The sequence below is a fragment of the Stenotrophomonas africana genome (genome assembly GCF_013004645.1).
In the GTDB taxonomy this organism is placed as follows: Bacteria; Pseudomonadota; Gammaproteobacteria; order Xanthomonadales; family Xanthomonadaceae; genus Stenotrophomonas; species Stenotrophomonas africana.
Map to the genome: position 1 here is coordinate 133,809 of NZ_JABEME010000008.1, position 21,375 is coordinate 155,183.

At 67.3% G+C, this 21,375-nt stretch carries 21 protein-coding genes and 1 other RNA gene; 7 read left to right on the forward strand and 15 right to left on the reverse strand.

Annotated features, from left to right (window positions below; translation table 11 throughout):
• Positions 1 to 41 precede the first annotated feature (41 nt).
• Positions 42 to 1,664 (reverse strand): malate synthase A, encoded by a 1,623-nt coding sequence (gene aceB, locus HLA98_RS14925; protein ID WP_057500058.1) that lies wholly within the window; start codon positions 1,662 to 1,664, stop codon positions 42 to 44.
• A 110-nt stretch (positions 1,665 to 1,774) separates the two neighbouring features.
• Here aceB and HLA98_RS14930 point away from each other — a divergent pair, with 110 nt between their 5' ends.
• Both HLA98_RS14930 and HLA98_RS14935 read left to right on the forward strand, forming a co-directional pair.
• Positions 1,775 to 2,743 (forward strand): LysR family transcriptional regulator, encoded by a 969-nt coding sequence (locus HLA98_RS14930; protein ID WP_057500059.1) that lies wholly within the window; start codon positions 1,775 to 1,777, stop codon positions 2,741 to 2,743.
• Between the two features lie 348 nt (positions 2,744 to 3,091).
• On the forward strand, positions 3,092 to 4,000 hold the full coding sequence (locus HLA98_RS14935; RefSeq protein ID WP_057499620.1) for a LysR family transcriptional regulator: 909 nt from the start codon (positions 3,092 to 3,094) through the stop codon (positions 3,998 to 4,000).
• An 82-nt stretch (positions 4,001 to 4,082) separates the two neighbouring features.
• Here HLA98_RS14935 and HLA98_RS14940 read toward each other — a convergent pair whose 3' ends face one another.
• Positions 4,083 to 5,339: an MFS transporter gene (locus tag HLA98_RS14940; RefSeq protein WP_057499621.1), complete on the reverse strand. Its 1,257-nt coding sequence runs from the start codon at positions 5,337 to 5,339 to the stop codon at positions 4,083 to 4,085.
• Positions 5,340 to 5,463: 124 nt separating this feature from the next.
• Positions 5,464 to 6,090, reverse strand: coding sequence for a signal peptidase I (gene lepB / locus HLA98_RS14945; RefSeq protein ID WP_057499622.1), 627 nt, complete (start codon positions 6,088 to 6,090; stop codon positions 5,464 to 5,466).
• A gap of 304 nt (positions 6,091 to 6,394) precedes the next feature.
• Here lepB and HLA98_RS14950 point away from each other — a divergent pair, with 304 nt between their 5' ends.
• Entirely contained in the window at positions 6,395 to 6,796 is a 402-nt protein-coding gene (locus HLA98_RS14950) for a hypothetical protein (protein ID WP_049410017.1), read from the forward strand.
• Between the two features lie 3 nt (positions 6,797 to 6,799).
• Positions 6,800 to 7,246 (forward strand): 3-dehydroquinate dehydratase, encoded by a 447-nt coding sequence (locus HLA98_RS14955; RefSeq protein WP_004153636.1) that lies wholly within the window; start codon positions 6,800 to 6,802, stop codon positions 7,244 to 7,246.
• A 155-nt stretch (positions 7,247 to 7,401) separates the two neighbouring features.
• On the opposite strand, the gene dcp is transcribed toward HLA98_RS14955, so the two are convergent.
• From dcp to arfB, 3 genes are all read right to left on the reverse strand, one after another.
• A complete protein-coding gene (dcp, locus tag HLA98_RS14960) occupies positions 7,402 to 9,558 on the reverse strand; it encodes a peptidyl-dipeptidase Dcp (protein ID WP_053442365.1) in 2,157 nt (718 codons plus the stop codon).
• Positions 9,559 to 9,669: 111 nt separating this feature from the next.
• Positions 9,670 to 10,272 carry a lysophospholipid acyltransferase family protein gene (locus tag HLA98_RS14965; protein WP_057499623.1) on the reverse strand — a complete coding sequence of 201 codons (603 nt, stop codon included), beginning with the start codon at positions 10,270 to 10,272 and terminating at the stop codon, positions 9,670 to 9,672.
• 4 nt (positions 10,273 to 10,276) lie between these two features.
• Positions 10,277 to 10,708: an alternative ribosome rescue aminoacyl-tRNA hydrolase ArfB gene (gene arfB, locus HLA98_RS14970; protein WP_032130467.1), complete on the reverse strand. Its 432-nt coding sequence runs from the start codon at positions 10,706 to 10,708 to the stop codon at positions 10,277 to 10,279.
• A gap of 133 nt (positions 10,709 to 10,841) precedes the next feature.
• Here arfB and HLA98_RS14975 point away from each other — a divergent pair, with 133 nt between their 5' ends.
• Positions 10,842 to 11,369, forward strand: a complete 528-nt coding sequence (locus HLA98_RS14975; RefSeq protein ID WP_057499624.1) for a DUF2059 domain-containing protein — start codon at positions 10,842 to 10,844, stop codon at positions 11,367 to 11,369.
• A gap of 70 nt (positions 11,370 to 11,439) precedes the next feature.
• Here HLA98_RS14975 and HLA98_RS14980 read toward each other — a convergent pair whose 3' ends face one another.
• The 4 genes from HLA98_RS14980 to HLA98_RS14995 form a co-directional block, all read right to left on the reverse strand.
• On the reverse strand, positions 11,440 to 12,183 hold the full coding sequence (locus HLA98_RS14980) for a pseudouridine synthase (protein ID WP_057499625.1): 744 nt from the start codon (positions 12,181 to 12,183) through the stop codon (positions 11,440 to 11,442).
• 109 nt (positions 12,184 to 12,292) lie between these two features.
• A complete protein-coding gene (locus HLA98_RS14985) occupies positions 12,293 to 12,871 on the reverse strand; it encodes an O-methyltransferase (protein WP_057499626.1) in 579 nt (192 codons plus the stop codon).
• A 5-nt stretch (positions 12,872 to 12,876) separates the two neighbouring features.
• Positions 12,877 to 14,532 (reverse strand): ubiquinone biosynthesis regulatory protein kinase UbiB, encoded by a 1,656-nt coding sequence (gene ubiB, locus HLA98_RS14990; RefSeq protein WP_057499627.1) that lies wholly within the window; start codon positions 14,530 to 14,532, stop codon positions 12,877 to 12,879.
• A complete protein-coding gene (locus tag HLA98_RS14995; protein ID WP_049447239.1) occupies positions 14,529 to 15,164 on the reverse strand; it encodes a ubiquinone biosynthesis accessory factor UbiJ in 636 nt (211 codons plus the stop codon). The genes ubiB and HLA98_RS14995 overlap by 4 nt, the downstream gene beginning before the upstream one ends.
• A gap of 378 nt (positions 15,165 to 15,542) precedes the next feature.
• Between HLA98_RS14995 and ddlA the strand changes: the two genes are divergently transcribed.
• On the forward strand, positions 15,543 to 16,637 hold the full coding sequence (gene ddlA, locus HLA98_RS15000; protein WP_057499629.1) for a D-alanine--D-alanine ligase: 1,095 nt from the start codon (positions 15,543 to 15,545) through the stop codon (positions 16,635 to 16,637).
• Between the two features lie 177 nt (positions 16,638 to 16,814).
• On the opposite strand, the gene HLA98_RS15005 is transcribed toward ddlA, so the two are convergent.
• The 3 genes from HLA98_RS15005 to oleC form a co-directional block, all read right to left on the reverse strand.
• Complete coding sequence (locus tag HLA98_RS15005) at positions 16,815 to 16,970, reverse strand: DUF1328 domain-containing protein (RefSeq protein WP_005407633.1); 156 nt, start codon at positions 16,968 to 16,970, stop codon at positions 16,815 to 16,817.
• Between the two features lie 81 nt (positions 16,971 to 17,051).
• On the reverse strand, positions 17,052 to 18,044 hold the full coding sequence (gene oleD / locus HLA98_RS15010) for a 2-alkyl-3-oxoalkanoate reductase (RefSeq protein ID WP_057499628.1): 993 nt from the start codon (positions 18,042 to 18,044) through the stop codon (positions 17,052 to 17,054).
• Complete coding sequence (gene oleC / locus HLA98_RS15015) at positions 18,041 to 19,699, reverse strand: olefin beta-lactone synthetase (RefSeq protein WP_129550593.1); 1,659 nt, start codon at positions 19,697 to 19,699, stop codon at positions 18,041 to 18,043. The genes oleD and oleC overlap by 4 nt, the downstream gene beginning before the upstream one ends.
• Before the next feature lie 104 nt (positions 19,700 to 19,803).
• Here oleC and HLA98_RS15020 point away from each other — a divergent pair, with 104 nt between their 5' ends.
• A complete protein-coding gene (locus HLA98_RS15020; protein ID WP_029380125.1) occupies positions 19,804 to 20,235 on the forward strand; it encodes a YkgJ family cysteine cluster protein in 432 nt (143 codons plus the stop codon).
• 115 nt (positions 20,236 to 20,350) lie between these two features.
• On the opposite strand, the gene HLA98_RS15025 is transcribed toward HLA98_RS15020, so the two are convergent.
• Together HLA98_RS15025 and HLA98_RS15030 are read right to left on the reverse strand one after the other, a co-directional pair.
• On the reverse strand, positions 20,351 to 21,241 hold the full coding sequence (locus HLA98_RS15025; RefSeq protein ID WP_057499446.1) for an alpha/beta fold hydrolase: 891 nt from the start codon (positions 21,239 to 21,241) through the stop codon (positions 20,351 to 20,353).
• A gap of 58 nt (positions 21,242 to 21,299) precedes the next feature.
• Positions 21,300 to 21,370: non-coding RNA, sX9 sRNA (locus HLA98_RS15030), on the reverse strand.
• Positions 21,371 to 21,375 lie beyond the last annotated feature (5 nt).

Here is a 21,375-nt window from a genome sequence, read left to right on the forward strand (position 1 = left end):
CGTGCAGCGGGGAGGGAAACGGCGGGTTTGCGGGCAGTCGGTCAGTCGATGCGCGCGTAGGCCGGCAGGGTCAGGAAATCGGTCAGTTCTTCGCTGCGGCTCAGTTCGCCGAGCAGGGTGATGGCCTCGCCGATGCGTGCACCACCGGGCAGTGCGCTGGCGTCGCCCAGGCGCGCTGGCAGCTGTGCCAGGGTGGAATCCAGCAGCGCCAGATCGATCGCAGTGCCATCGTCCAGCTGCTGGCCCGGCGTATGCAACCACTGCCACAGCTGGCTGCGGCTGATCTCGGCGGTGGCCGCGTCCTCCATCAGGTGATGGATCGGCACGCAGCCGTTGCCATCCAGCCACGCCGCCAGATAGCGCACGCAGACTTCCACGTTGCCCTCGAAGCCGGCGCGGGTGATGGTGCCCGTCGGCCGCGCGATCAGTTCGTCGCGGCCGACGCGCACATCCTGGCGCAGCACGCTGTGCTGGTTCGCACCAGGCATGTGTTCATCGAAGATCGCCATCGCCACCGGAATCAGCGCCGGGTGCGCAACCCAGGTGCCGTCATGGCCGGCGGTGACTTCGCGCAGCTTGTCGGCGCGCACCCGGGCCATCGCCTGTTCGTTGGCGGCGGCATCGTTGTTGATCGGAATCTGCGCGGCCATGCCGCCCATCGCATGCGCCCCGCGGCGGTGGCAGGTCTGGATCAGCAGTTCCGAATAGGCCTTCAGGAACGGCTGGGTCATGGTCACCTGGCCGCGTTCGGGCAGCACGCGATCGGCATGGCGGCGGAAGGTCTTCAGGTACGAGAAGATGTAATCCCAGCGCCCGCAGTTCAGGCCGACGATGCGGTCACGCAGCGCGTGCAGGATCTCGTCCATCTCGAACACCGCCGGCAGCGTTTCGATCAGCACGGTCACCTTGATCTGGCCGTGCGGCAGGCCGAGCATGCCTTCGATGTGCGACAGCGCGTTCTCCCACAGCGCAGCCTCTTCCATGCTCTGCAGCTTGGGCAGGTAGAAGTACGGGCCACGGTCCTTGGCCTGCAGGGTGCGGGCGTTGTGGAAGGCGAACACCGCCGCATCGAACAGGCCGCCGGCGATGAACTGACCATCGATGCGCACGTGCTTCTCGTCCAGGTGCCAGCCACGCGGGCGCACGATCAGCACCGCCTGTTCGTCGTACGGGCGCAGGGTGTAGTGCTTGCCATTTGCAGCGGTGAATTCCAGATCACCGCGCACCGCCGCCGCCAGCGACTGCTGGCCGGCCAGCAGGTTGCGCCAGGTCGGCGAGGTCGAATCCTCGAAGTCGGCCATGAACACCTTGGCGCCGGAGTTCAGCGCGTTGATGACCATCTTCGGGTCGGTCGGGCCGGTGATCTCGACGCGGCGGTCCTGCAGCGCGGCCGGCAGCGGCGCAACGCGCCAGTCGCCGCTGCGGATGGCGGCGGTGTCTTCGCGGAAGTCCGGCAGGCCGCCCTGGTCGAAGAACGCCTGACGCTCGCGACGGGCCTGCAGCCGCGCCTGCCGGCCCGGTTCCACCGCGCGGTGCAGCGACACCAGCAGAGCCAGCAGCGGCGCCGGCAGCAGGGTGTCCTGGCCAGCCACGCGGGTCGCCAGGGCGATACCGGGGGTAGCCTTGGCGGCGGGGGTGGGAACAGCGGAAGCGACGGCGGACATGGGGCGACTCCAGCGGTGGGGGAACGACTCCACGGTGCCGCTGGGCCTGAGTATTTGGCAAAACAGTTTTTGCAATGTTCTACATAAGTTGTGCTAATACTCATGACACGATGAGCACACGCCCGCTTCCAAGTCCGCGTTTTTCCTACAAATCCGACCGGCTGAAGCCGCTGCGCGCGTTCTGCCAGACGGTGCGCCTGGGGTCGGTCTCACGGGCTGCTGAGGCGCTTTTCGTCAGCCAGCCGGCCATCAGCCTGCAGCTGCAGGCGCTTGAACGGGAGCTGGGGGTGCCGTTGTTCGAGCGCAGCGGTCGCCGCCTGGTGCCCAGCCGCGAGGGCCAGCTGCTGTACGAGATGGCACAGCCACTGGTGGAGAACCTGGATGGGCTGGAGGCGCGCTTCCGCGACAAGGTGCGCGGCCTGGACGCGGGCGAGTTGAACATCGCCGCCAACAGTTCGACCATCCTGTACCTGCTGCCGAAGATCGTCGAACGCTTCCGCCTGCATCACCCGGACGTGCGCCTGACCCTGCACAACGCGATCAGCGCCGATGGCACCGACCTGCTGCGCGAGGACGCCGCCGACCTGGCGATCGGTTCGATGACCGATGTGCCGGCCGACCTGACCTACGCCCCGGCCTACCGCTTCGAGCAGGTGCTGATCGCACCGCACGACCATCCGCTGGCCAGTGGCGGCGAGCTGGAGCTGGCCGACATCGCGCGCTATCCGCTGGTGCTGCCGCCGAAGCGGCAGATCACCTACCGGCTGGTCGACCAGGTGTTCCAGCGCCACCGCATCGCCTACACCGTGGCGCTGGAAGTGGGTGGCTGGGAGGTCATCAAGCAATACGTAGCGATGGGCATGGGCATTTCCATCGTGCCGGCGCTGTGCCTGAACGAGGCCGACCACGAGCGGCTGGCGGCGCGGTCGATGAAGCGGTGGTTCCCGGAGCGGAGTTACGGGGTGATCGTGCGCCGCGGCAAGGCGTTGTCGGCGCAGGCGCGGGCGTTCATCGAGCTGATCCAGCCGGAGTTGTTCAGTCCGCGCGATTACGACCAGAGCGGGCATTCGGAGCGGTAGGGGTGTTCTGGTTTGCAGGGCTGCCGCCCTGCACCTGCAGAGGCCGAAGCAACGGCAACGTCAACGGCAACAGCGGGCATTCCGTGGGATGGCGGGGTGGGTCCGGTTGCGGGGGACGCTGCAAGTACGTCCCTGTAAGCTCGGTCGCCGCATCCATGCGGCTCACGCCCCCGCAACCGGATCCACCCCGCCTTCGACAGATCGCTAGCGCTGTTGGTGAGTGTCGACCCTGGTCGACACGTAAACAATGATCGAAACCGGATTTTGTAGAGTCGAGCCATGCTCGACTGGCGGGAAAACGATCGAAGAAGGCGACAAGCCCGGTTCCGGTCTGGCTAGACTGCACCCATGTCCATCGAACTGCGCCATCTGCGTTACTTCCTTGCCGTTGCCGATACGCTGCACTTCGGCCAGGCGGCGGAGCGGTTGGGCATGTCGCAGCCGCCGCTCAGCCAGCAGATCCGCCAGCTGGAAGATCTGATCGGGGCGCGCCTGTTCGTGCGCAGCCATCGTCGTGTGCAGCTGACGCCTGCGGGCGAGCTGCTGCAGGAACGTGCACGCGCCATCGTGCAGCAGGTGGAGGTGGCGGTGGACGAAGTGCAGCGCGCGCAGCGCGGTGAGCAGGGTGAGCTGCACATCGGCCTGACCCGCGCCACGCCGCTGTCGCCGCAGATTCCGCGTTCGATCCTGCGCTACCGCCAGCAGTACCCGCAGGTGCGGCTGCAGCTGAGCGAAATGAACACCCTGCAGCAGATTGATGCGCTGCTCGACGGTTCACTGGACGTGGGCATCATCCGCAAGCGTGCATTGCCACCGGAACTGGTGGCGCACAGCCTGTTCGTCGATCCGCTGGCGTTGATCGTGCATGCCGACCACCCTGCCCTGCGCAGGCTTTCGAAGCAGGGCACGCTGTCGCTGCGCGACTTCGCGCAGGAGCCGTTCGTGGCGTTCCGCCGCAGTGCCGGTGCGGGCATCCATGACCACATGATCGCGTTGTGCGCGGCTGCCGGATTCACACCGCGCATCGTGCAGGAGGCGGGTGAAGCCTCGACGCTGATCAGTCTGGCCGCTGCGGGCCTGGGCGCCGCGATCCTGCCGTCTTCGTGCGATCACATCCGGGTGGAAGGATCGCGCTTCGTGGCACTGGCCGATGCCGGCGCGCATTCGGAAGTGCAGCTGGCATGGCACCGCGAACGGGTGACGCCGTTGATCCGCAATTTCGCCGGGCTGCTGCGCGGGGCGTTCGCCGAAGGGTGAGGTGCAACCCCCCCGGTAGTGGCCAACCTTGGTTGGCCCACGGCCATAGTGCCAACCAAGGTTGGCATCTACCAGAGCAGGATCACGCCGTGACCGGCTGCGGCGCGCGCTGCTGCAGCGCCCAGACGATGCCACCCCCGATCAGGGTCAATACCGCAGCGAACGCACACACGCCTAACCAGTCCCAGGCCGCATAGGCCAGACCGCCGACCCCGCCCAGCACGCTGGACCCAAGGTAGTAGGCAAACAAATACAGCGCCGAGGCTTCAGCACGCATCGTGCCGGCACGGCTGCCGACCCAGCTGCTGGCCACCGAGTGACCGCCGAAGAAGCCGAAGGTCACCAGCGCAATGCCCAGTGCCATGGTGGTCAGCCAGGGCATCGCCAGCAGCACGATGCCAGCGCCGATCAGGCCGAAGGAAATGGTCAGGATGCGGCCGCGGCCGTAGCGCGTGGCCTGCTGGCCCATCCACGCCGAACTGAAGGTACCCACCAGATAAACGCTGAAGATCAGGCCGACCACGGTCTGGCTGAGGCGGTACGGCGGCGCCAGCAGGTGGTAGCCCAGGTAGTTGTAGAGGGTGACGAACACGCCCATCAGCACGAACGAGGTCGCGAACAGCCACGGCAGGCCCGGGTCGGCGAACAGCATGCGCCAGCGTGACGGCAACTGGCGCAGGCCATCGCGGCGCGCGCTGAAATGGCGCGACGGCGGCAGCTGGAGCCACAGCAGCACGGTGCTGGCGATGGCGATGATCGAGACCACGCCGATGCCCCAGCGCCAGCCCCAGTGGTCGGCGATGATGCCGGCCAGCAGGCGCCCGCTCATCCCACCAATGGCATTGCCGCCGATGTACAGGCCCATCGCCAGGCCCAGCGCGCGGCTGTCCATTTCCTCGACCAGGTAGGTCATCGCCACCGCCGGCACACCGCTCAGCGCCAGGCCCAGCAGGGTGCGCAGCACCAGCAGCGTGGTCCAGTCGTCCACCAGCGCCGTGCTCAGCGACAGCATGGCCGAGGCCAGCAGCGCAACGATCATCAACGGGCGCCGGCCGACCGCATCGGACAACAGGCCGGCCAGCAGCATCGCCACCGCCAACGTGCCAGTGGTCAACGACAGCGACATCGCGCTGCCGGCGGCGGACACACCGAAGTGACGGCTGAATTCGGGCAGCAGCGGCTGCACCGTGTACAGCAGGCCGAAGGTGGAGAAGCCGGCCAGGAACAGCGCCAACGCGGTGCGGCGGAAGGCTGGTGTGCCCTGCTGGATGCGGGTCTCGGTGTCGAAGTCGACGGTGTGGGGACGGCGCTCGACGGCCGCCGTGGTTTCGCCAGTCATGGAATCAATGGGCCGGTGGGGACGGCCGGGCGTGGGAGGGAGCAGGCCTCAGACTAGGCCCGTCCATCCAGTCGATCCATAACCTGATAGGTCAGGATTGATACACAGGAAGTATCAATTCAGCTTACAGGCGCTGCCACTCGAAGCCGGCGCCCCGGCGGTAATACACCGCCACGGCGCGGCCGTAGACCTTGTCGGCGTCGACGAAGCCGAAGAAGCGGCCATCGAAGCTGTTGCCGCGGTGGTCACCCAGCACCAGCACCTTGCCGGCCGGCACCACCAGATCGGCGATGTCCGGGCCGCCGCCCATGTCCAGATCGAGGCTGGCACGGCGTTCGCCGAAGGCTTCCACGTCCTGCAGGTCCGCGGTCTGCAGCGGCTGGCCGTTGATGCTCAGATGGCCCTCGCGCATCTGCACATGGTCACCGGCCACCGCCGCCACGCGCTTGATCAAACGGGTGCCGTCGGCCGGCGAATCGAATACCGCCACTTCGCCGCGCTGCGGTGTGCCGGTGGACACCAGTTCCTTGCTGGTGAACGGCAGGCGCAGGCCATAGGCACGCATGTCCACCACCACCCGGTCGCCGGGCTGCAGGGTCGGCTGCATCGAGCCACTCGGCACCACATAGTGGTTGGCCAGGGTATCGCGGGCGGCGGCGAGCAGGCCGAGCATCACCAGCAACGGCAGCGCCTCCTTTTTCAGCCAGGCCAGCGCGCGTTCGGAAAAGGGAGGGCGGGCAACAGCGTCCACGGCAGGCTCCGGGTGGGTGGTAGCTGCATCAGACCACATCCGGGCCGAAGAGGTTCCCGCGCCTGGAACCTGTAGAGCCGAGCCCATGCTCGGCTTGCTCTTGTAGCGTCGAGCTTGCTCGACTGAGGCGCAGAGCAGTCGAGCAAGCTCGACTCTACGGAACGGCAGCCGAGCATGGGCTCGGCTCTACAAAACGGGTTACGCAGGTTTTACGCCCCGGCCCGGCCGCGGGCATCGCACCTTTACGGCCACCGCGCGCATCGTGTGCCCACCGCGCCACAGGGCGCATTCCGCAAGGTGTTGTATGACCCTCCTGGTGATCCGCCACGCGTCTCCGTCGGCGCCGCGCCCGCAGCTGCCGGCGCAGCTCAGCGGCCATCGCGTGCTGTGCAGCGACTGCGCCAGCCTGTCCGAGGTACGCCAGTGCCTGTGCCAGCCGCAGGCGCGCTCGGCCGACTGGGTACTGCTGGATGTTGGTGCCGCCGACGAGGCGCAATGGCAGGCCGAAGGTGGCGCGCTGCAGGCGGCGCTGGAACGGCTGCCGGCGCAGTACATCGAGCTGCAGGCGCCCAGCGAACCCGGCCTCGAGGCACGCCTGCGCCTGCAGCATGGCCCCGCAGCAGTGGTGGTGGACCAGCGCAGCCAGCAGGCCGGTTACCCGTTGTCGCTGGCCATCGTTGGCCGCCGCCTGGCGCAGGAGGGCTGAGCCATGTCGATCTTCATCATCCGTGGCCCGGAAGCCGCCGGTGCATTGATCCGCACGGCGATGCCACTGCCGGCGCCGGTACTGAAGTCGTTGGTGCACCGGGCGATCGACGCCGGCACCAGCGTGGCAATCCGCGCCTGCGGCTCGGAACAGGAACTGCTGGATGCCCTGCGCGTGGCCGACCACAGCCGTGGCGAGGTGACGCTGCTTGACCCGGGTGCGTGTGCCAACAGCCTGCGCCTGCAGCGGCTGCTGCCCTACCTGCACAACGCCTACGTGGAAGTGCATGACGACGGCGCGGTGGCCGAGCCGTGCCTGCCGGCCGGTGTCGGCCAGCGCCTGGGCATCGCCGCCGGGTATGGCGCGCAGAGCTATGTGCTGGCGCTGGATATCGCGCTGGATCACCTGGGGCTGGCCGAGCAGGCGAACCGGGTGCATGTGGGCACGTAAAGCGCTTGTGTAGCGTCGAGCCATGCTCGACTGGCTTTTCCGCCTTTGTAGAGCCGAGCCCATGCTCGGCTGCCTTTCCAGGAAACATCAGCCGAGCATGGGCTCGGCTCTACACAAAGAAAAACGGCGGGGTTTCCCCCGCCGTTTTCTGTTTCTTATTTCAGCCCGCGGAACTTCAGTAGCGGTTCCACCGACGGGTCCTTGCCGCGGAAATCGCGGTACAGGGTCGACAGCTCCACGCTGTTGCCGCGCGAGAGGATCTTGTCGCGGAATTCCTGGCCGTTGGCGGCGGTCAGGCCACCGTGTTCGGTGAACCACTGGTAGGCGTCATGGTCCAGCACTTCTGCCCAGAAGTAGGCGTAGTAGCCGGCCGAGTAACCGCCACCCCAGATGTGGTCGAAGTAGGTGGTGCGGTAACGCGGCGGCACCTGCGGCAGGTCGACCTTGAACTTCTTCAGCGCGCTGGCTTCAAAGGCGCCGACATCCTGCAGCGGCGCGTCGGCCTTCTGCGTGTGCCAGGCCAGGTCGAGCAGTGCGGCCGACAGGTATTCGGTGGTCGCATAACCCTGGTTGAAGCTGCGTGCCTTGAGGATCTTGTCGACCAGTTCCTGCGGCATCGCTTCGCCGGTCTTGTAGTGCTTGGCGTAGTTGGCGAACACCTTCGGGTCCAGCGCCCAGTGTTCGTTGAACTGCGACGGGAACTCGACGAAATCACGCGAGGTGGCCGTACCGGCGATCGACGGGTACTTCACGTTCGAGAACATGCCATGCAGTGCGTGGCCGAACTCATGGAACATGGTGGTGACGTCGTCGAAACTGATCAGCGCAGGCTGGCCGGCGGCCGGCTTGGTGAAGTTGCAGACGTTGTAGACCACCGGCTTGGCACCGGTCAGGCCATCCTGTTCGACGAACACGTCCATCCAGGCGCCACCGGACTTGCTATCACGCTTGAAGTAGTCGGTGTAGAACAGGGCCAGCGAGGTGCCGTCCTTGTCGAACACTTCGTACACCTTCATGTCCGGGTTGTAGGTCGGAATGTCGGTGCGCGGCTTGAAGGTGATGCCGTACAGCTGGGTGGCGGCGTAGAAGACGCCGTTCTGCAGCACGTTGTCCAGTTCGAAGTACGGCTTGATCTGCGACTCGTCCAGATCGTACTTGGCCTTGCGCACCTGCTCGGCATAGAAGTCCCAATCCGAGGCGGCGACCTGGAAGCCGCCCTTCTGCGCGTCGATCACCTTCTGGATCTCGCCGGCTTCGGCACGGGCCTTGGCGGTGGCCGCCGGCACGGTGTCGGTCAGCAGCTTGAGCGCGGCGGCCGGGGTCTTGGCCATCTGGTCGCCCAGCTGGTAGTCGGCGAAGGTGTCGAAGCCGAGCAGCTTGGCCTTCTGCGCGCGCAGCTGGGCCAGGCGCTGTACGGTCTGCCGGGTATCGTTGGCATCGCCGCGCTCGGCGCGGGTTTCCGAAGCCTTCAGCACGGCGGCGCGCTGGTCGCGGTCGCTCAGCGAGCCGAGCACCGGCTGCTGGGTGGTGTTCTGCAACGGCAGCAGGAACTTGCCATCCAGCTTGCGATCCTTGGCGGCGTTGGCAGCGTTGTTGATCGCATTCTCGTCCAGGCCGGCCAGCTTGGCCTTGTCGTCGACCACGACGGCCGCTGCGGCGGTGGCAGCCACCAGACGGGTATGGAACTGGGTGGAAAGGGTGGTTTCTTCCACGTTGAGCTTGCGCAGGCTCGCCTTGTCGGCGTCGGACAGCTGCGCGCCAGCGCGCACCAGGCCGTCGTAGTAATGCTCGACCAGGCGCTTCTGCACCGGATCCAGTTCCAGCGTGTCACGCTGGTCGTACAGCGACTTCACGCGCGCGAACAGCTTCGGATCGAGATTGATCTCGTCCTGGTGCGCGGCCAGCTTCGGCGCCACTTCTTCCTGGATCTTCTGGCGTGCATCGTTGGTATCGGCCTGGACCAGGCCGAAGAAGATGCGCGACACGCGGTTCAGGGTCTCGCCGCTGCGCTCCATCGCCACGATGGTGTTGTCGAAGGTGGCCGGTTCGCTGCTGTCGGCGATCTTGCGCACGTCGGCCAGGTGCTGGCGCATGCCTTCCTCGAACGCCGGCAGGTAGTCGCTGTCCTTGATCTTGTCGAACTGCGGCGCCTGGAACGGCAGCGTGCTGGCGCTCAGCAGCGGATTGGTGGAGGCTTCGGCCGGCTGCTGGGCCGGGGCTTTCTGGGCATCGGACACGGGGGTGGACTCCTTGCCGGAACAGGCCGCCAGCGCCAGGCTGATGGCGGCGGCCAGGACTACGGTACGCGACATGTAAAACACTCCTTGGGCAGACGGTACGGGATACCAGCCCTCCACCCTACTCCTGTCGCGCTCGCCCGGCATGTGCCGGACGTGGCGTCTATGCGGCGGCCCGTGGCAGGCTCAGACCGTACCGCGGGTCTTGCCGATCCAGGGCCGGTAGAACTCGCGGATGGCGGCCATGTCGGCGGCGTCATCGCCGCTGGGCGTGAACAGCGGGCCGATGCCGATGGTCTTTTCCGGGTAGTGGAAATACGCGGCCAGGATCGGTACGTCGGCCATCCGGGCGATCTTCAGGAAGCCGGCCTTCCAGTCCTTCACCGCCTTGCGGGTGCCCTCGGGCGTGATCGCGAACCACATCTTCTCGTTGTTGCGCAGCAGGTCCACCGCCTGCCCCACCGTGCCCTGCGGCGAACTGCGATCGAGCGGGATCACCCCCAGCTTGTGCAGCAGCGGGCCCAGCGGCCACCAGAACAGCGATGCCTTGCCCAGCACCTTGACCTTCATGCCCAGCGCGATCTTGGCCGCCATGCCCCACAGGCCATCCCAGTTGGACGAATGCGGGGCGATGATGAAGACCAGCCTGGGGATGTCAGGCAGGGTACCGGTCACCTTCCAGCCGCCCATGCGCAGGGTGCAGCGCGCCAGCCAGCGCAGGAAGGCGTTGGGTTTGACCTGCGGCATCTGCGGCGGCACGGCCGGCAGCAACAAAGTCGGGTTGTTCAAGCAATCACTCCCAGTCACGTGATGAGCGCCCGCGCTTGATCTGCGCGCGCCCGCGTTTGGCGTCCAGACGACGCAGTTTCGACCCGAGGGTCGGCTTGGTGGCCTTGCGCGGTTTGGGCACGCTCAGCCCGGCCTGGATGAAGGCCGCCAGCCGATCGCGCGCATCCTCGCGATTGCGATCCTGGGTCCGGAACCGTTGCGCGTCGATGACCAGCACGCCTTCGCCGGTCATGCGCCGGTCACGCCGCGCCAGCAGGCGCGCGCGCAACGGTTCGGGCAACGAGGGCGAGTTGGCCACGTCGAAACGTAGTTCCACCGCGGTGGAGACCTTGTTGACGTTCTGGCCACCGGCACCACTGGCACGCACGAACCGCTCGACGATCTCGCCGTCGGGGATTTCAAGTTGCGCGCTGATGGTGACCGGTCCACTGCCCATCCGCGCATTGTAGCGGCAGCCACGTGCCGGAGTGCGGCATCGCGCACCGTATGCCGCCGATCAGGTACCGAACACGCCGCCTTCGCCTTGGCTGCGGGTATGCTGGCCGTCCCATGTACCGCAGGAAGCCCGCATGACCCGCTTCGTACCCGCCCTGCCGCCCCTGCTGCGCCGCGCCGCCCTGCTGCTGGCGCTGGCCGTGGCCAGCGTTCCGGCCCTGGCCGCGCCACCGACCGATGGCGACATCAACCGCCTGCTGTCCGCGTCGCGGGCGCAGAGCATGATCGACACCATGCTGCCGCAGATCGAGGCGATGCAGCAGCAGCAGTTCCAGCAGGTGGCCGCACAGCGCCAGCTCAATGCCCAGCAGCAGGAACAGCTGAAGCGGATCCAGGCGCGGACCAGCCAGACCCTTCGCCAGGCCCTGTCGTGGCAGCAGCTGCGGCCGATGTACGTGGACCTGTACAAGAAGACCTTCAGCAAGGAAGACGTGCTGGCGATGGCCGAGTTCTACGAGAGCGCGGCCGGCCAGAGCCTGCTGGACAAGACCCCGGCCCTGATGCAGAACGTGATGGTGGCCATCCAGGCGCGCATGCAGCCGCTGTTCGCGGACCTGCAGAAGGACCTGGAAGCAATCGTCAACGAGCCGGAAAAGAAATAACGGGGTGCGCCGGGCCACGCCCGGCCGCTGGCTGTAGAGCCGAGCCCACGCTCGGCTTACCGCAGCAGCATCAGGCGTCGTCCACCTGCCAGCCAAACAGGTCCAGCGCCTTCTGGAACCCGCCGTCCAGCGGCGCACGCACATCCACCGTGCCACCGTCCGGATGCGGGAAGCGCAGGCGCTCGGCATGCAGCAGCATGCGGTGCACGCCCTGCATGCGGAAGATGCGGTTGTGGCGGCCATCACCGTGGCTGGTGTCGCCGATCATGTGATGCGAAAGATGCTTCAGGTGCCGGCGGATCTGCCGGAAGCGCCCGGTCTGCGGCTGGCAGCGCAGCAGCGCGTAGCGCGAGCTGGTGAATTCACCGACCGGCACCGACAGCTCGCCGGTGGCCAGGCGCTGGAAGTCGGTGACCGCCGGCTTCTTCACCGGCTTGCCCGGGCCGCCATCCAGATCATGGTCGACCTGCCAGGCGAGTTCGGCCGGCCAGCCACGGCAGACGGTCAGGTAGTCCTTCAGCACTTCGCCGCCCATCAGCGCCTTGCCCAGCGCGCTGGCGGTCTCGCGGTCGAAGGCCAGCAGCAGGCAGCCGCTGGTCGCCCGGTCCAGGCGATGCACGAGGAAGATCGGTCGGCCCAGCTGCTCGCGCAGGCGGTCGGCCAGGAAGTCGTCTTCGCCACGGGCCAGCTTGCTGTCGTGGACCATCAGCCCGGCAGGCTTGTTGACCACGGCCAGGCGCTCATCCAGGTGCAGCAGCTGCAGGGGCGCGGTGTCGGTCTCGACCGCAGCGAGGGTATCGGGTTCGGTGCTCACCGCGGGATTATAAGGGCTTGCTTACTGTAGAGCCGAGCCCATGCTCGGCTGCTCTGCGCGACCGGCAACAGCGTGCCAACCAAGGTTGGCACCTACCGATGTAGAGCGGTCAGGCGCTGCGTACGGCCAACAGCTCGCCATTGCCCACCGGCACCAGGCTGGTGCTGAAGTCCGGATCAGCGTCCAGCAGCACACGCAGCGGTTCCATCTCTTCCGCATGCGAGGTGGCGTTGTCCACCACCAGCAGGCCCCCCGGGCGCAGCACGCGGCGCAGCTGCGGCCACCAGCCGGTGTATTGCCCGCGGTCCGAATCGAGGAACAGCAGGTCAATGCTGGCATCGGCGGCCTGTGCCAGCCACGGCCCGGCATCGTCGTGGACCAGCGTGATGCGATCGGCCAGGCCGCTGCGCGCGAAGGTGCCACGCGCCATCGCCGCCTTGTCCTCGGCGTATTCCAGCGTGGTCACGTGGCCGTCGACGGCGGCGGCAGCCTCGGCCAGCCACAGCGTCGAATAGCCATTGGAGGTGCCGATCTCGAGCACCTGGCGCGCAGCGCCGAAGCGGACCAGCACGGACAGGAATTCACCCGTCTCCGGCGTGATGTTGAGCATGCGGCGGCCACGCGCGCTTTCGCGGGCGTCGTTGTCGGCGCCGAAGCGGGCCAGTTCGTCCTTGAGTGCCTGCAGCATGGGGCCTACTTCCACCACGCGCGCAGCAGCGCCACTGCGCCGACCGCACCGGACAGCCAGCTCCACGCCGGCACGTCGCCCCAGTACCAGCCCGGCGGCTGCAGCACATACATCAGTGCGGCGATGGCCAGCAGGCCGACACCAGTGATCGCGCCCACCGCGCGCGTCTGCAGGCGCTGCACGCTGGCATCCAGTGCGGCCAGGTCGCGCGAACGCATCGACAGTTCGTGGCGGCCTTCCACCTGCTGGGTCAGCCAGGCGTGCACCAGGCGCGGCATGTCCGGCGCGTGGGTCATGATTTCCGGCAGGCGCTTGCCGATCTCGCGCACGACCCGGCGCGGGCTGTAACGCTCGCGCAGGATCTTCGCCAGCACCGGCTTGGCCACCGCCCAGATGTCGATCTGCGGATCGAGCTGGCGGCCGACGCCTTCGATGTTCAGCAGGGTCTTCTGCAGCAGGATCAGCTGCGGCTGCAGGGTCAGCTGGTAACGCTGGGCCACCCGGAACAGCTTCATCAGCACTTCGGCCAGCGAGATCTGCGACAGCGGACGGGTGAAGTACGGCTCGCACACCGAACGCACGGCCGCTTCCAGATCGTCGATGCGCACGTTGTCCGGCATCCAGCGCGCCTGCACATGCAGTTCGGCGATGCGGCGGTAGTCGCGGTTGAAGATGGCCATGAAGTTCTCGGCCAGGTAGTACTGATCTTCCTGCGACAGCTGACCCATGATGCCGAAGTCCAGCGCGATGAAGCGCGGGTTGGCGCGACGCGACGGATCGGTGTCGACCCAGATGTTGCCGGCGTGCGCATCGGCATGGAAGAAGTTGTCGCGGAACACCTGGGTGTAGAACACCCGCACGCCCTTGGCGGCCAGCGCCTTGCGGTCGATGCCGGCCTTGTCCAGTGCAGCGATGTCATCGGACGGAATGCCCCACACCCGCTCCAGGGTCAGCGCGCGCTCGGCGGTGTGGCTCCAGATCACTTCCGGCACGTACAGGTCGTCGGAGTTTTCCCAGAAGCGGCGCAGCACGCTGGCATTGGCGCCTTCGCGCTGCAGGTCCAGCTCGGCGGCCAGGGTGTTTTCGACCTCGGCCACCACTTCGCGCGGACGGATCTTGTCGGCACGCGGATGGGTGCGTTCGACCAGGGCGGCCAGCGAATTGAGCAGAGCGATATCCGCGTCGATCTGCTTCTCGATGCCCGGGCGCAACACCTTGACCACGACCTGGCGGCCATCGGCCAGCGTGGCCGCATGCACCTGCGCAATCGAGGCTGAGGCCAGCGGTTCGGTGTCGAAGCTGGCGAAGGCCTCGCTGACCGGCAGGCCGAGCGCTTCCTCGACGATGCGACGCGCGGTCTCGCCGTCGAACGGCTTGACCCGGTCCTGCAGCAGGGTCAGCTCATTGGCCACATCCGGCGGCACCAGGTCGCGGCGGGTGGACAGGATCTGGCCGAACTTGACGAAGATCGGGCCGAGATCCTGCAGCGCCAGGCGCAGGCGCGCACCGCGCGACTGTGCGGCGATGTCGGCCGAGGCGCGCGGCACGAACGGCTTGGCCAGGCGCAGCCAGCGTTCGGCCGGTGTGCCCTGCAGCAGGTCGTCGAGACGGTAACGCAGGATCACCCGGCCGATGCGGCTTGCCCGCAGCACGGCCTTCATGCGGCACCCCGCAGGCGCTGCACGCGTGCACCGAGCCGCTCGACGTCATCGCGCAGCACGTCCACGTCGTCGTGGAAGGCATCCAGTTCAGCGCGCGGCACTACATCACGCGATTCCTCGGTGAGGAACTCGGCGGCGCTGTGGGCCAGGTCGACCGCGCCCTGGCGCGCGTGCTGCAGGGCACTGCGCAGGGTGTTGGCGACCTGCACGCCCAGTACCTCGCCGAACACGCTGACGAACGGCTGCTGCCAGTCGGGATCGAAGCCCTTGGCCAGCTGCTGCAGGCGGCGCGCCAGTTCGGCATCGCCGGCCACGCGCACGCGGCCCTTGCCGTTGTTGTCGCCACGCCGTGCGTTGGCCAGCAGCGGCAGCTGTGCCAGCACGCCGGCCAGGCTGCTGCGCACGGCCAGGTCGGCTTCCTGCGCGTCCACCGGGCCGACCCGCAGCTGGTCGCCGTCGACGCTGATGCGCATGGCCAGCGACGGCGCTTCCAGGGTCAGGTCGATATGCCGGCCGTCGAGGCTGGCCAGTGCATGGCGGGTATCCGGATCCAGCGCCAGCGCGCGGTTCAGGGCGATCTGCAGGGCGCGGCCAGCGACCGGCTTGAGGGACTTGAGCAGGGAGAGAGCCATGTGCGCATTCTACCTGCGTGGGTGGGGGGCTTGGGCCGGGCTGCCGCCCGGCACCCGCAGATGCAACGGCAACGGCAATAGCCGAAGCAACAGCAACAGCGGGCATTCCGTGGGTTGGCGGGATGGGGCCGGTTGCGGGGGACGCCGTAAACCCGTCCGTGGGGGCTTGGCCGCGGCATCCATGCCGCGGACACCCCCGCAACCGGCCCCACCCCGCCTTCGACAGGTTCCTGCTGCTCTTGGTGGGTGTCGACCTTGGTCGACACGGCAGATCCACGCCATGCGTGGATGGATTTCTGGTTCATCTGTGCCTCACGCGGTGGGCCGATGAAGGTTCATGCTATGGGGCCACGCAACGCACAGGACATCGCATTCCCCATGGCACGGACCCGGGTCGGCATCATCTTCGGGGGCAAGTCTTCCGAGCACGAAGTTTCGCTGCAGTCGGCGAAGAACATCCTCGATGCGCTTGATCGCGAGCGCTTCGAGCCGGTGCTGGTCGGCATCGACAAGCAGGGCCAGTGGCATCTGAGCCAGCCGGATACCTTCCTGATCAATGCCGATGATCCCTCGCGCATCGCGCTGCATGGGTCCGGCACGTCGCTGGCGGTGCGCCCGGGCGCCGAGCGGGCGCAGCTGCAGCCGTCCGATGCGGCCAGCGCGCTAGGCCAGATCGATGTGGTGTTGCCGATCGTGCATGGGCCGCTGGGCGAGGACGGTGCGCTGCAGGGGCTGCTGCGCATGATCAACCTGCCCTTCGTCGGTTCGCCGGTGCTGGGCTCGGCGGTGGCGATGGACAAGGACGTGACCAAGCGCCTGCTGCGCGACGCTGGCCTGCAGGTGGCGCCGTGGCTGTGCATCCGTCGCCATCAGGCCGCGGAGGTCGATGCCGATGCGGTGATCGCGCAGCTCGGGCTGCCGTTGTTCGTGAAGCCGGCCAACCAGGGGTCGTCGGTGGGCGTGAGCAAGGTCAAGGATGCGGCGGGCTTCGCCGAGGCACTGGCATTGGCGTTGCGCTACGACCACAAGGTGCTGGTGGAGTCGGCGGTGGTTGGCCGCGAGATCGAGTGTGCGGTGCTGGGCAACGCGCATCCGCAGGCCAGTCTGTGTGGCGAGGTGGTGGTGCACGACGAGTTCTACGCCTACGACACCAAATACATCAACGAGGATGGCGCAGAAGTAGTGGTGCCGGCGGACATTGATGCTGCAACCCAGGCTCGCATCCAGCAGATCGCGCTGCAGGCCTACCAGGCGCTGGAGTGTGCGGGCATGGCGCGCGTGGATGTGTTCCTCACCGCAGAGGGCGAGATCGTCATCAACGAGGTCAACACGCTGCCGGGCTTTACCCGCATCAGCATGTACCCGAAGTTGTGGGGTGCCAGCGGTGTCGACTACACGACGTTGATCACGCGCCTGATCGAACTGGCGCTGGAGCGTCACCAAGCCGATCGCGGATTGCAAAGCGCCGTGTAGGGGCTCTCTGTGTAGAGTCGAGCCATGCTCGAAGATCCTCTGTAGAGTCGAGCCATGCTCGACTCATGAGAAGCAGTCGAGCATGGCTCGACTCTACTAAAGAGGCGTGCCGACCAACGGTCGGCACCCACCGGAAAGAACAGTGCCGGCCATCGGCCGGCACCACCCTGCGGTCTTCTATCCGCGCTTGCGGAACATCGAAATCACCGCAAGGATCAGGAACACCACGAACAGGATCCAGGCGATGTTCGTTGCGGCGCCGGCGATACCGGAGAAGCCCAGAACGGCGGCGATGATGGCGATGACAAAGAAAATGATGGCGTAATGCAGCATGGCGCTCCTCGCGGGTGGTCGAGCCTTGGATGGCGTGGGTCCATCCTCCCGATCCTGCGGTGTGCAACCAGTGATGGCGATCTATGCAGCAGATGAAGCCTTCAGCCTTCTCAGCCCTTCTTCAATGCTGACCTGCGGCACGTAGCCGAAGTCACGGCGCGCCGGCGCCATGCTGTACCAGTGCGGCGTGCACAGCTGCTCGGCCAGGAAGCGGGTCAGCGGCGGTTCGCCACGCAGGCGAAGCAGCGGCCACAACCGCTCGCAGACAGCGCCGATGCGGTAGGCGGTCTTGAAGCTGATCGCCTTGTCCACGGTGGGTGCGCCCACAGCGGCCAGCAGCTTGTTGACCAGCTCGCGCATCGGCAGCGGTTCGCCGTTGGAAATGAAGTAGGCCTTGCCCGCACACGCGGCGCCCGGCGCCAATGCCTCGAAGGCGAGGAAGTGCGCGAGCGCGGCGTTGTCGATGTACGTGGTATCCACCTTGTTGTTGCCATCGCCCACCAGGCGCAGGCGGCCCTGCCGCGCACGTTCGGCCAAGCGTGGCACCAGCTGCTGGTCGCCCGGGCCCCAGATCAGGCGCGGGCGCAGCGCCACCGTCGCCAACGAGGCGTCATTGGCTGCCAGCACGCGTTGTTCGGCAATCGCCTTGGTCGCCGCATACGGTGCCTGGAAATCCTCGCCGTAAGGCACTTCGTCGGCGCCGAGGCCTTCCACCGGGTGGGTGGCGCGATGCGTCACGCTGGGCGTGGAGGTGTAGACCAGCCGGCCGATACCGTGCGCACGGCAGGCGGCGATCACGTTGTCGGTGCCGACCACGTTGGCCTGGTGGTAGCTGTCATAGCTGCCCCACGCCCCGGCCTTGGCGCCGTTATGGAATACCGCGTCAACGCCGGCCACCGCATGCAGCACCGCCTGCGCATCGGCCAGGTCGCCACGGATCTGGCCCACGCCCATCGCCTGCAGCTCCGGGTAATGGCTGCGGTTGAACGCCAGTACCTGGTGGCCACGTTCGACCAGCCCGCGGCACAGCGCCTGGCCAAGAAAACCACCACCACCGGTGACCAGGAACTTCATGCGCGCTTCTCCAGTTCGGCGCTGGCCCAGACGGCGAGCTTCTCGCGGCCGATCTTGGCGTTGTGACGGATATCGACGGGGAACGATGGATGCACCAGGAAGTGCTGCAGACCGGCCTCTGCCACACGGGCTGCGGCATGCGCACGCAGCGCTTCCTGCAGTGCCGGGCTGTCGGACTGGCCACGCTGCAGTTCCACGCACAGCACCGGTACCTGCGCACCCGGGGCACCAACGCCGACCAGTGCGGTACGTGCCACGCCTGCGACGGTGTTGAACACCGGCTCGACCTGTTCGGTGTACAGGGGGCCGTGCGCGGTTTCCACGCGCTGCGTCTTGCGCCCGCAGAACCACAGGCGGCCCTGCGCATCGAAGTAACCGACGTCGCCCATGCGATGCACCACGCGCGTGCTGCCATCGGCCAGCGTCTCGCGGATCTTCGCCGCGGCCGTGGCCTGCGGGCGGTTGAAGTAGCTGTCGGTGGCGGTTGGTCCGGCCACGGTGATCTCGCCCACTTCGCCGGTGGCCAGCACGCGCACCTGCGACCAGTCCGGCAGCGGTGCGTCATCGATGGCGATGATGCGCACCTCGTTCGGCTCGACCACGCTGCCCACGCAGGTCCCGGCGCCGGCTTCGGTAGCAGCACGGGTGCGCTCCAGCTCGCGGCCCTCCACCACTGCTACCGGCAGGCACTCGGTGGCGCCATAGGGCGTCCAGAACTGCGCGTCGGCGGGCAGCAGGCTGCGGATGGTGGCGACCACGTCCGGCGGCACCGGCGCACCGGCCGACGTCACCCGGGTCACCGTCGGCAGCGGCCGGCCATGCTTCGCCAGCACCCGCATCAGCGCGGGCGAACCGAACAGCTGGGTCACGCCGAAGCGCTGGATGGCATCGTGCAGGCGTGCCGGGTCGGCCTGCGCCGGCCGCGTCGGGTCCATGTCCGGGATCACCGAGGTCAGGCCCAGCGCCGGGTCGAACAAGGCAAACGGCGGGAAGGTCGGCAGGTCCACCCCGCCCGCTTCCATGCCGAAGGCACTGCCCAGCAGCTGGATCTGGCCGACGAAATGGCGATGGCGGTAGACCACGCCCTTGGGCACGCCGGTGGAGCCGCTGGTGAACAGGATCGCGGCCATGTCCTCGCCGTCGGTGGCGGCCAGCATCGGCCCCCCGTTGGCGCCGGCGCGCTCCAGCGCGGCCAGGGTGGTTCCGCCCCAGCCGAGGCGGCGGCCGACGGTCACCAGGCGAGTCGCCGAGGGCGCCCAGCGCAGCACCAGCCGTGCCGCATGGGCCAGCGGAATGCCGATGAAGGCTTCCGGCTGCGCCTCGTCCAGGCACTGCTTCAGCGCGCGCTTGTCGATGCCCGGGTCGACCAGCACCGGCACCGCGCCCAGCTTGAACAGCGCGAACATCAACAGGAAGAACTCCGGCGAGGGCCGCACCATCACCACCGTGCGCACCCCGCGGCCGATCCCGTAGCCGGCCAAGCCGGCGGCCATGGCGTCGCTGCGGGCATCCAGCTGGCGGTAATCCAGGGTGACGTCGTAGGCGGCCATGCCGTTGCCGGCGCCCCGGCGGCCGGGGCAGCGGATGGCGATCTGGTCGGGGCGTTCACGCGCCAGTTCAGGCAAACGGGCCGCAATATTGCAGGGTCGGTTCATCCGTTCATTGTCGCCGCTTACGGAATTTCTTGCGCGGCGGCCCACTTCGTGGAAAATCCGCACCCTCGTTCCTGATTCCGACTGCCGCCCGAGGCGGCTTGCCCATGCAACATCCCTGCATGACCTGCGGCGCCTGCTGCACCCAATACCGCGTGGCCTTCCACTGGATGGAATCAGACGAGGTCACCCCCGGCGGCGTGCCGCACCAGCTGACCGAGGTGCTGGACCCGCACCGCCTGTGCATGCGCGGCACCCATTCCAAACCGGTGCGCTGCGTGGCACTGGATGCGCAGATCGGCGTGTATTCACGCTGCACCATCCATCCCAACCGGCCCAGCGTGTGCCGCGAGGTGGATGCATCGTGGGAGTACGGAAAGGCCAGCCCGCAGTGCGACAAGGCGCGCATCGCCTATGGCCTGGATCCATTGACGCTGGCCGACTGGCGCTGGCGCGATGACGCCGACAATGATGACGACCATCCCGACGACAACGGCAACAGCCCGTCTTCGCCGCCGCAGGCACCGGTCGCCGCGTAGTGGTCGTGCCGGCCGCTGGCCGGCAACCTCATGAACCCGGCCGGTGTGCCGACCAACGGTCGGCACCTGCCCATTACCTCTTCCGGTGGGTGCCGACCGTTGGTCGGCACACCGCTCAGATCGGGTTCTTGTCCAGGAACGCGCGGATCTCCGGCACCAGCACCTCGTGCTTGTCTTCCAGCACGTAGTGTCCGGCATCCTCGAAGGCATGCACCTGCGCCTTCGGCAACGCGGCCTGGAAACCCTTCAGGAAGTGGTGGTCGAACACGAAGTCGCGCAGGCCCCAGCCGAGGAAGGCCGGGCGGTCGGCGAACGACGGCAGCGCCTTGCCGGCGCGTTCCAGCAGCGACCAGGCCTTGTCGGCCGGCGACAGCGGGATGTCCTGCATGAAGCGGATGGTGCTGATGCGGTTGGCGTAGCTGTTGTACGGCGACACGTAGGCGCGGCGCACGTCGGCCGGCATCTTCCGCTCCACGCCTAGCCACGACGCACCGGACGAGAACGCATTGAAGGTGCGGATGATCCACTCGCCGATCTTCCAGTGACGGCCCAGCGCGATCTGCCACGGCATCTTTTTCGCCGCCGGCATCGGGAACGCGGCGGTGTTGAGCACCACCAGGCGCTTCACCTGGTCGTGGTGCGACAGCGCCCAGCCGAAGCCGATCATGCCACCCCAGTCGTGCACGGCGAGGGTCACCGGGCCGGTGATGCCCAGGTGCTTGAGCAACGCGTCCAGATCATCCACGCGCGACTGCAGCGTGTACTCGTAGCGGCTGTCATCGGGCTTGTCCGACAGGCCCATGCCGATATGGTCCGGCACGATGCAGCGGTATGTGTCCGACAGGCCGGCCACCAGCGTGCGCCAGTAATAGCTCCACGACGGGTTGCCGTGCACCATCACCACCACCTCGCCGTCGCGCGGGCCTTCGTCGAGATAGTTCATCGACAGGCCCGGGCGAACCTCGAAGCGCTGCGGGTGGGCGGGGTAACCGGGAAGCTGGGACATCGGATCGCACCTGTAGAAAGGGCCGGTAAACCGGCCCTTGGACACTTGGAAAAATCATCGCTGCCCGTCGCGAGCGATTGGCTGGTGGGTGCGGACGGCGCGCAGGAACCGGAGTGTACGTGGGTACATGAGGA

What these genes read in the sequence shown, in the direction of transcription:
- aceB (WP_057500058.1), bottom strand. Translation starts at nt 1,664, where the DNA reads ATGTCCGCCGTCGCTTCCGCTGTTCCCACCCCCGCCGCCAAGGCTACC.
- ubiB (WP_057499627.1), bottom strand. Translation starts at nt 14,532, where the DNA reads ATGAAGGCCGTGCTGCGGGCAAGCCGCATCGGCCGGGTGATCCTGCGT.
- dcp (WP_053442365.1), bottom strand. Translation starts at nt 9,558, where the DNA reads ATGTCGCGTACCGTAGTCCTGGCCGCCGCCATCAGCCTGGCGCTGGCG.
- HLA98_RS15005 (WP_005407633.1), bottom strand. Translation starts at nt 16,970, where the DNA reads ATGCTGCATTACGCCATCATTTTCTTTGTCATCGCCATCATCGCCGCC.
- HLA98_RS14985 (WP_057499626.1), bottom strand. Translation starts at nt 12,871, where the DNA reads ATGCTGCAGGCACTCAAGGACGAACTGGCCCGCTTCGGCGCCGACAAC.
- HLA98_RS15025 (WP_057499446.1), bottom strand. Translation starts at nt 21,241, where the DNA reads ATGTCCCAGCTTCCCGGTTACCCCGCCCACCCGCAGCGCTTCGAGGTT.
- HLA98_RS14995 (WP_049447239.1), bottom strand. Translation starts at nt 15,164, where the DNA reads ATGGCTCTCTCCCTGCTCAAGTCCCTCAAGCCGGTCGCTGGCCGCGCC.
- oleD (WP_057499628.1), bottom strand. Translation starts at nt 18,044, where the DNA reads ATGAAGTTCCTGGTCACCGGTGGTGGTGGTTTTCTTGGCCAGGCGCTG.
- HLA98_RS14935 (WP_057499620.1), top strand. Translation starts at nt 3,092, where the DNA reads ATGTCCATCGAACTGCGCCATCTGCGTTACTTCCTTGCCGTTGCCGAT.
- HLA98_RS14955 (WP_004153636.1), top strand. Translation starts at nt 6,800, where the DNA reads ATGTCGATCTTCATCATCCGTGGCCCGGAAGCCGCCGGTGCATTGATC.
- arfB (WP_032130467.1), bottom strand. Translation starts at nt 10,708, where the DNA reads ATGGGCAGTGGACCGGTCACCATCAGCGCGCAACTTGAAATCCCCGAC.
- HLA98_RS14975 (WP_057499624.1), top strand. Translation starts at nt 10,842, where the DNA reads ATGACCCGCTTCGTACCCGCCCTGCCGCCCCTGCTGCGCCGCGCCGCC.
- HLA98_RS15020 (WP_029380125.1), top strand. Translation starts at nt 19,804, where the DNA reads ATGCAACATCCCTGCATGACCTGCGGCGCCTGCTGCACCCAATACCGC.
- HLA98_RS14950 (WP_049410017.1), top strand. Translation starts at nt 6,395, where the DNA reads ATGACCCTCCTGGTGATCCGCCACGCGTCTCCGTCGGCGCCGCGCCCG.
- HLA98_RS14940 (WP_057499621.1), bottom strand. Translation starts at nt 5,339, where the DNA reads ATGACTGGCGAAACCACGGCGGCCGTCGAGCGCCGTCCCCACACCGTC.
- HLA98_RS14930 (WP_057500059.1), top strand. Translation starts at nt 1,775, where the DNA reads ATGAGCACACGCCCGCTTCCAAGTCCGCGTTTTTCCTACAAATCCGAC.
- ddlA (WP_057499629.1), top strand. Translation starts at nt 15,543, where the DNA reads ATGGCACGGACCCGGGTCGGCATCATCTTCGGGGGCAAGTCTTCCGAG.
- oleC (WP_129550593.1), bottom strand. Translation starts at nt 19,699, where the DNA reads ATGAACCGACCCTGCAATATTGCGGCCCGTTTGCCTGAACTGGCGCGT.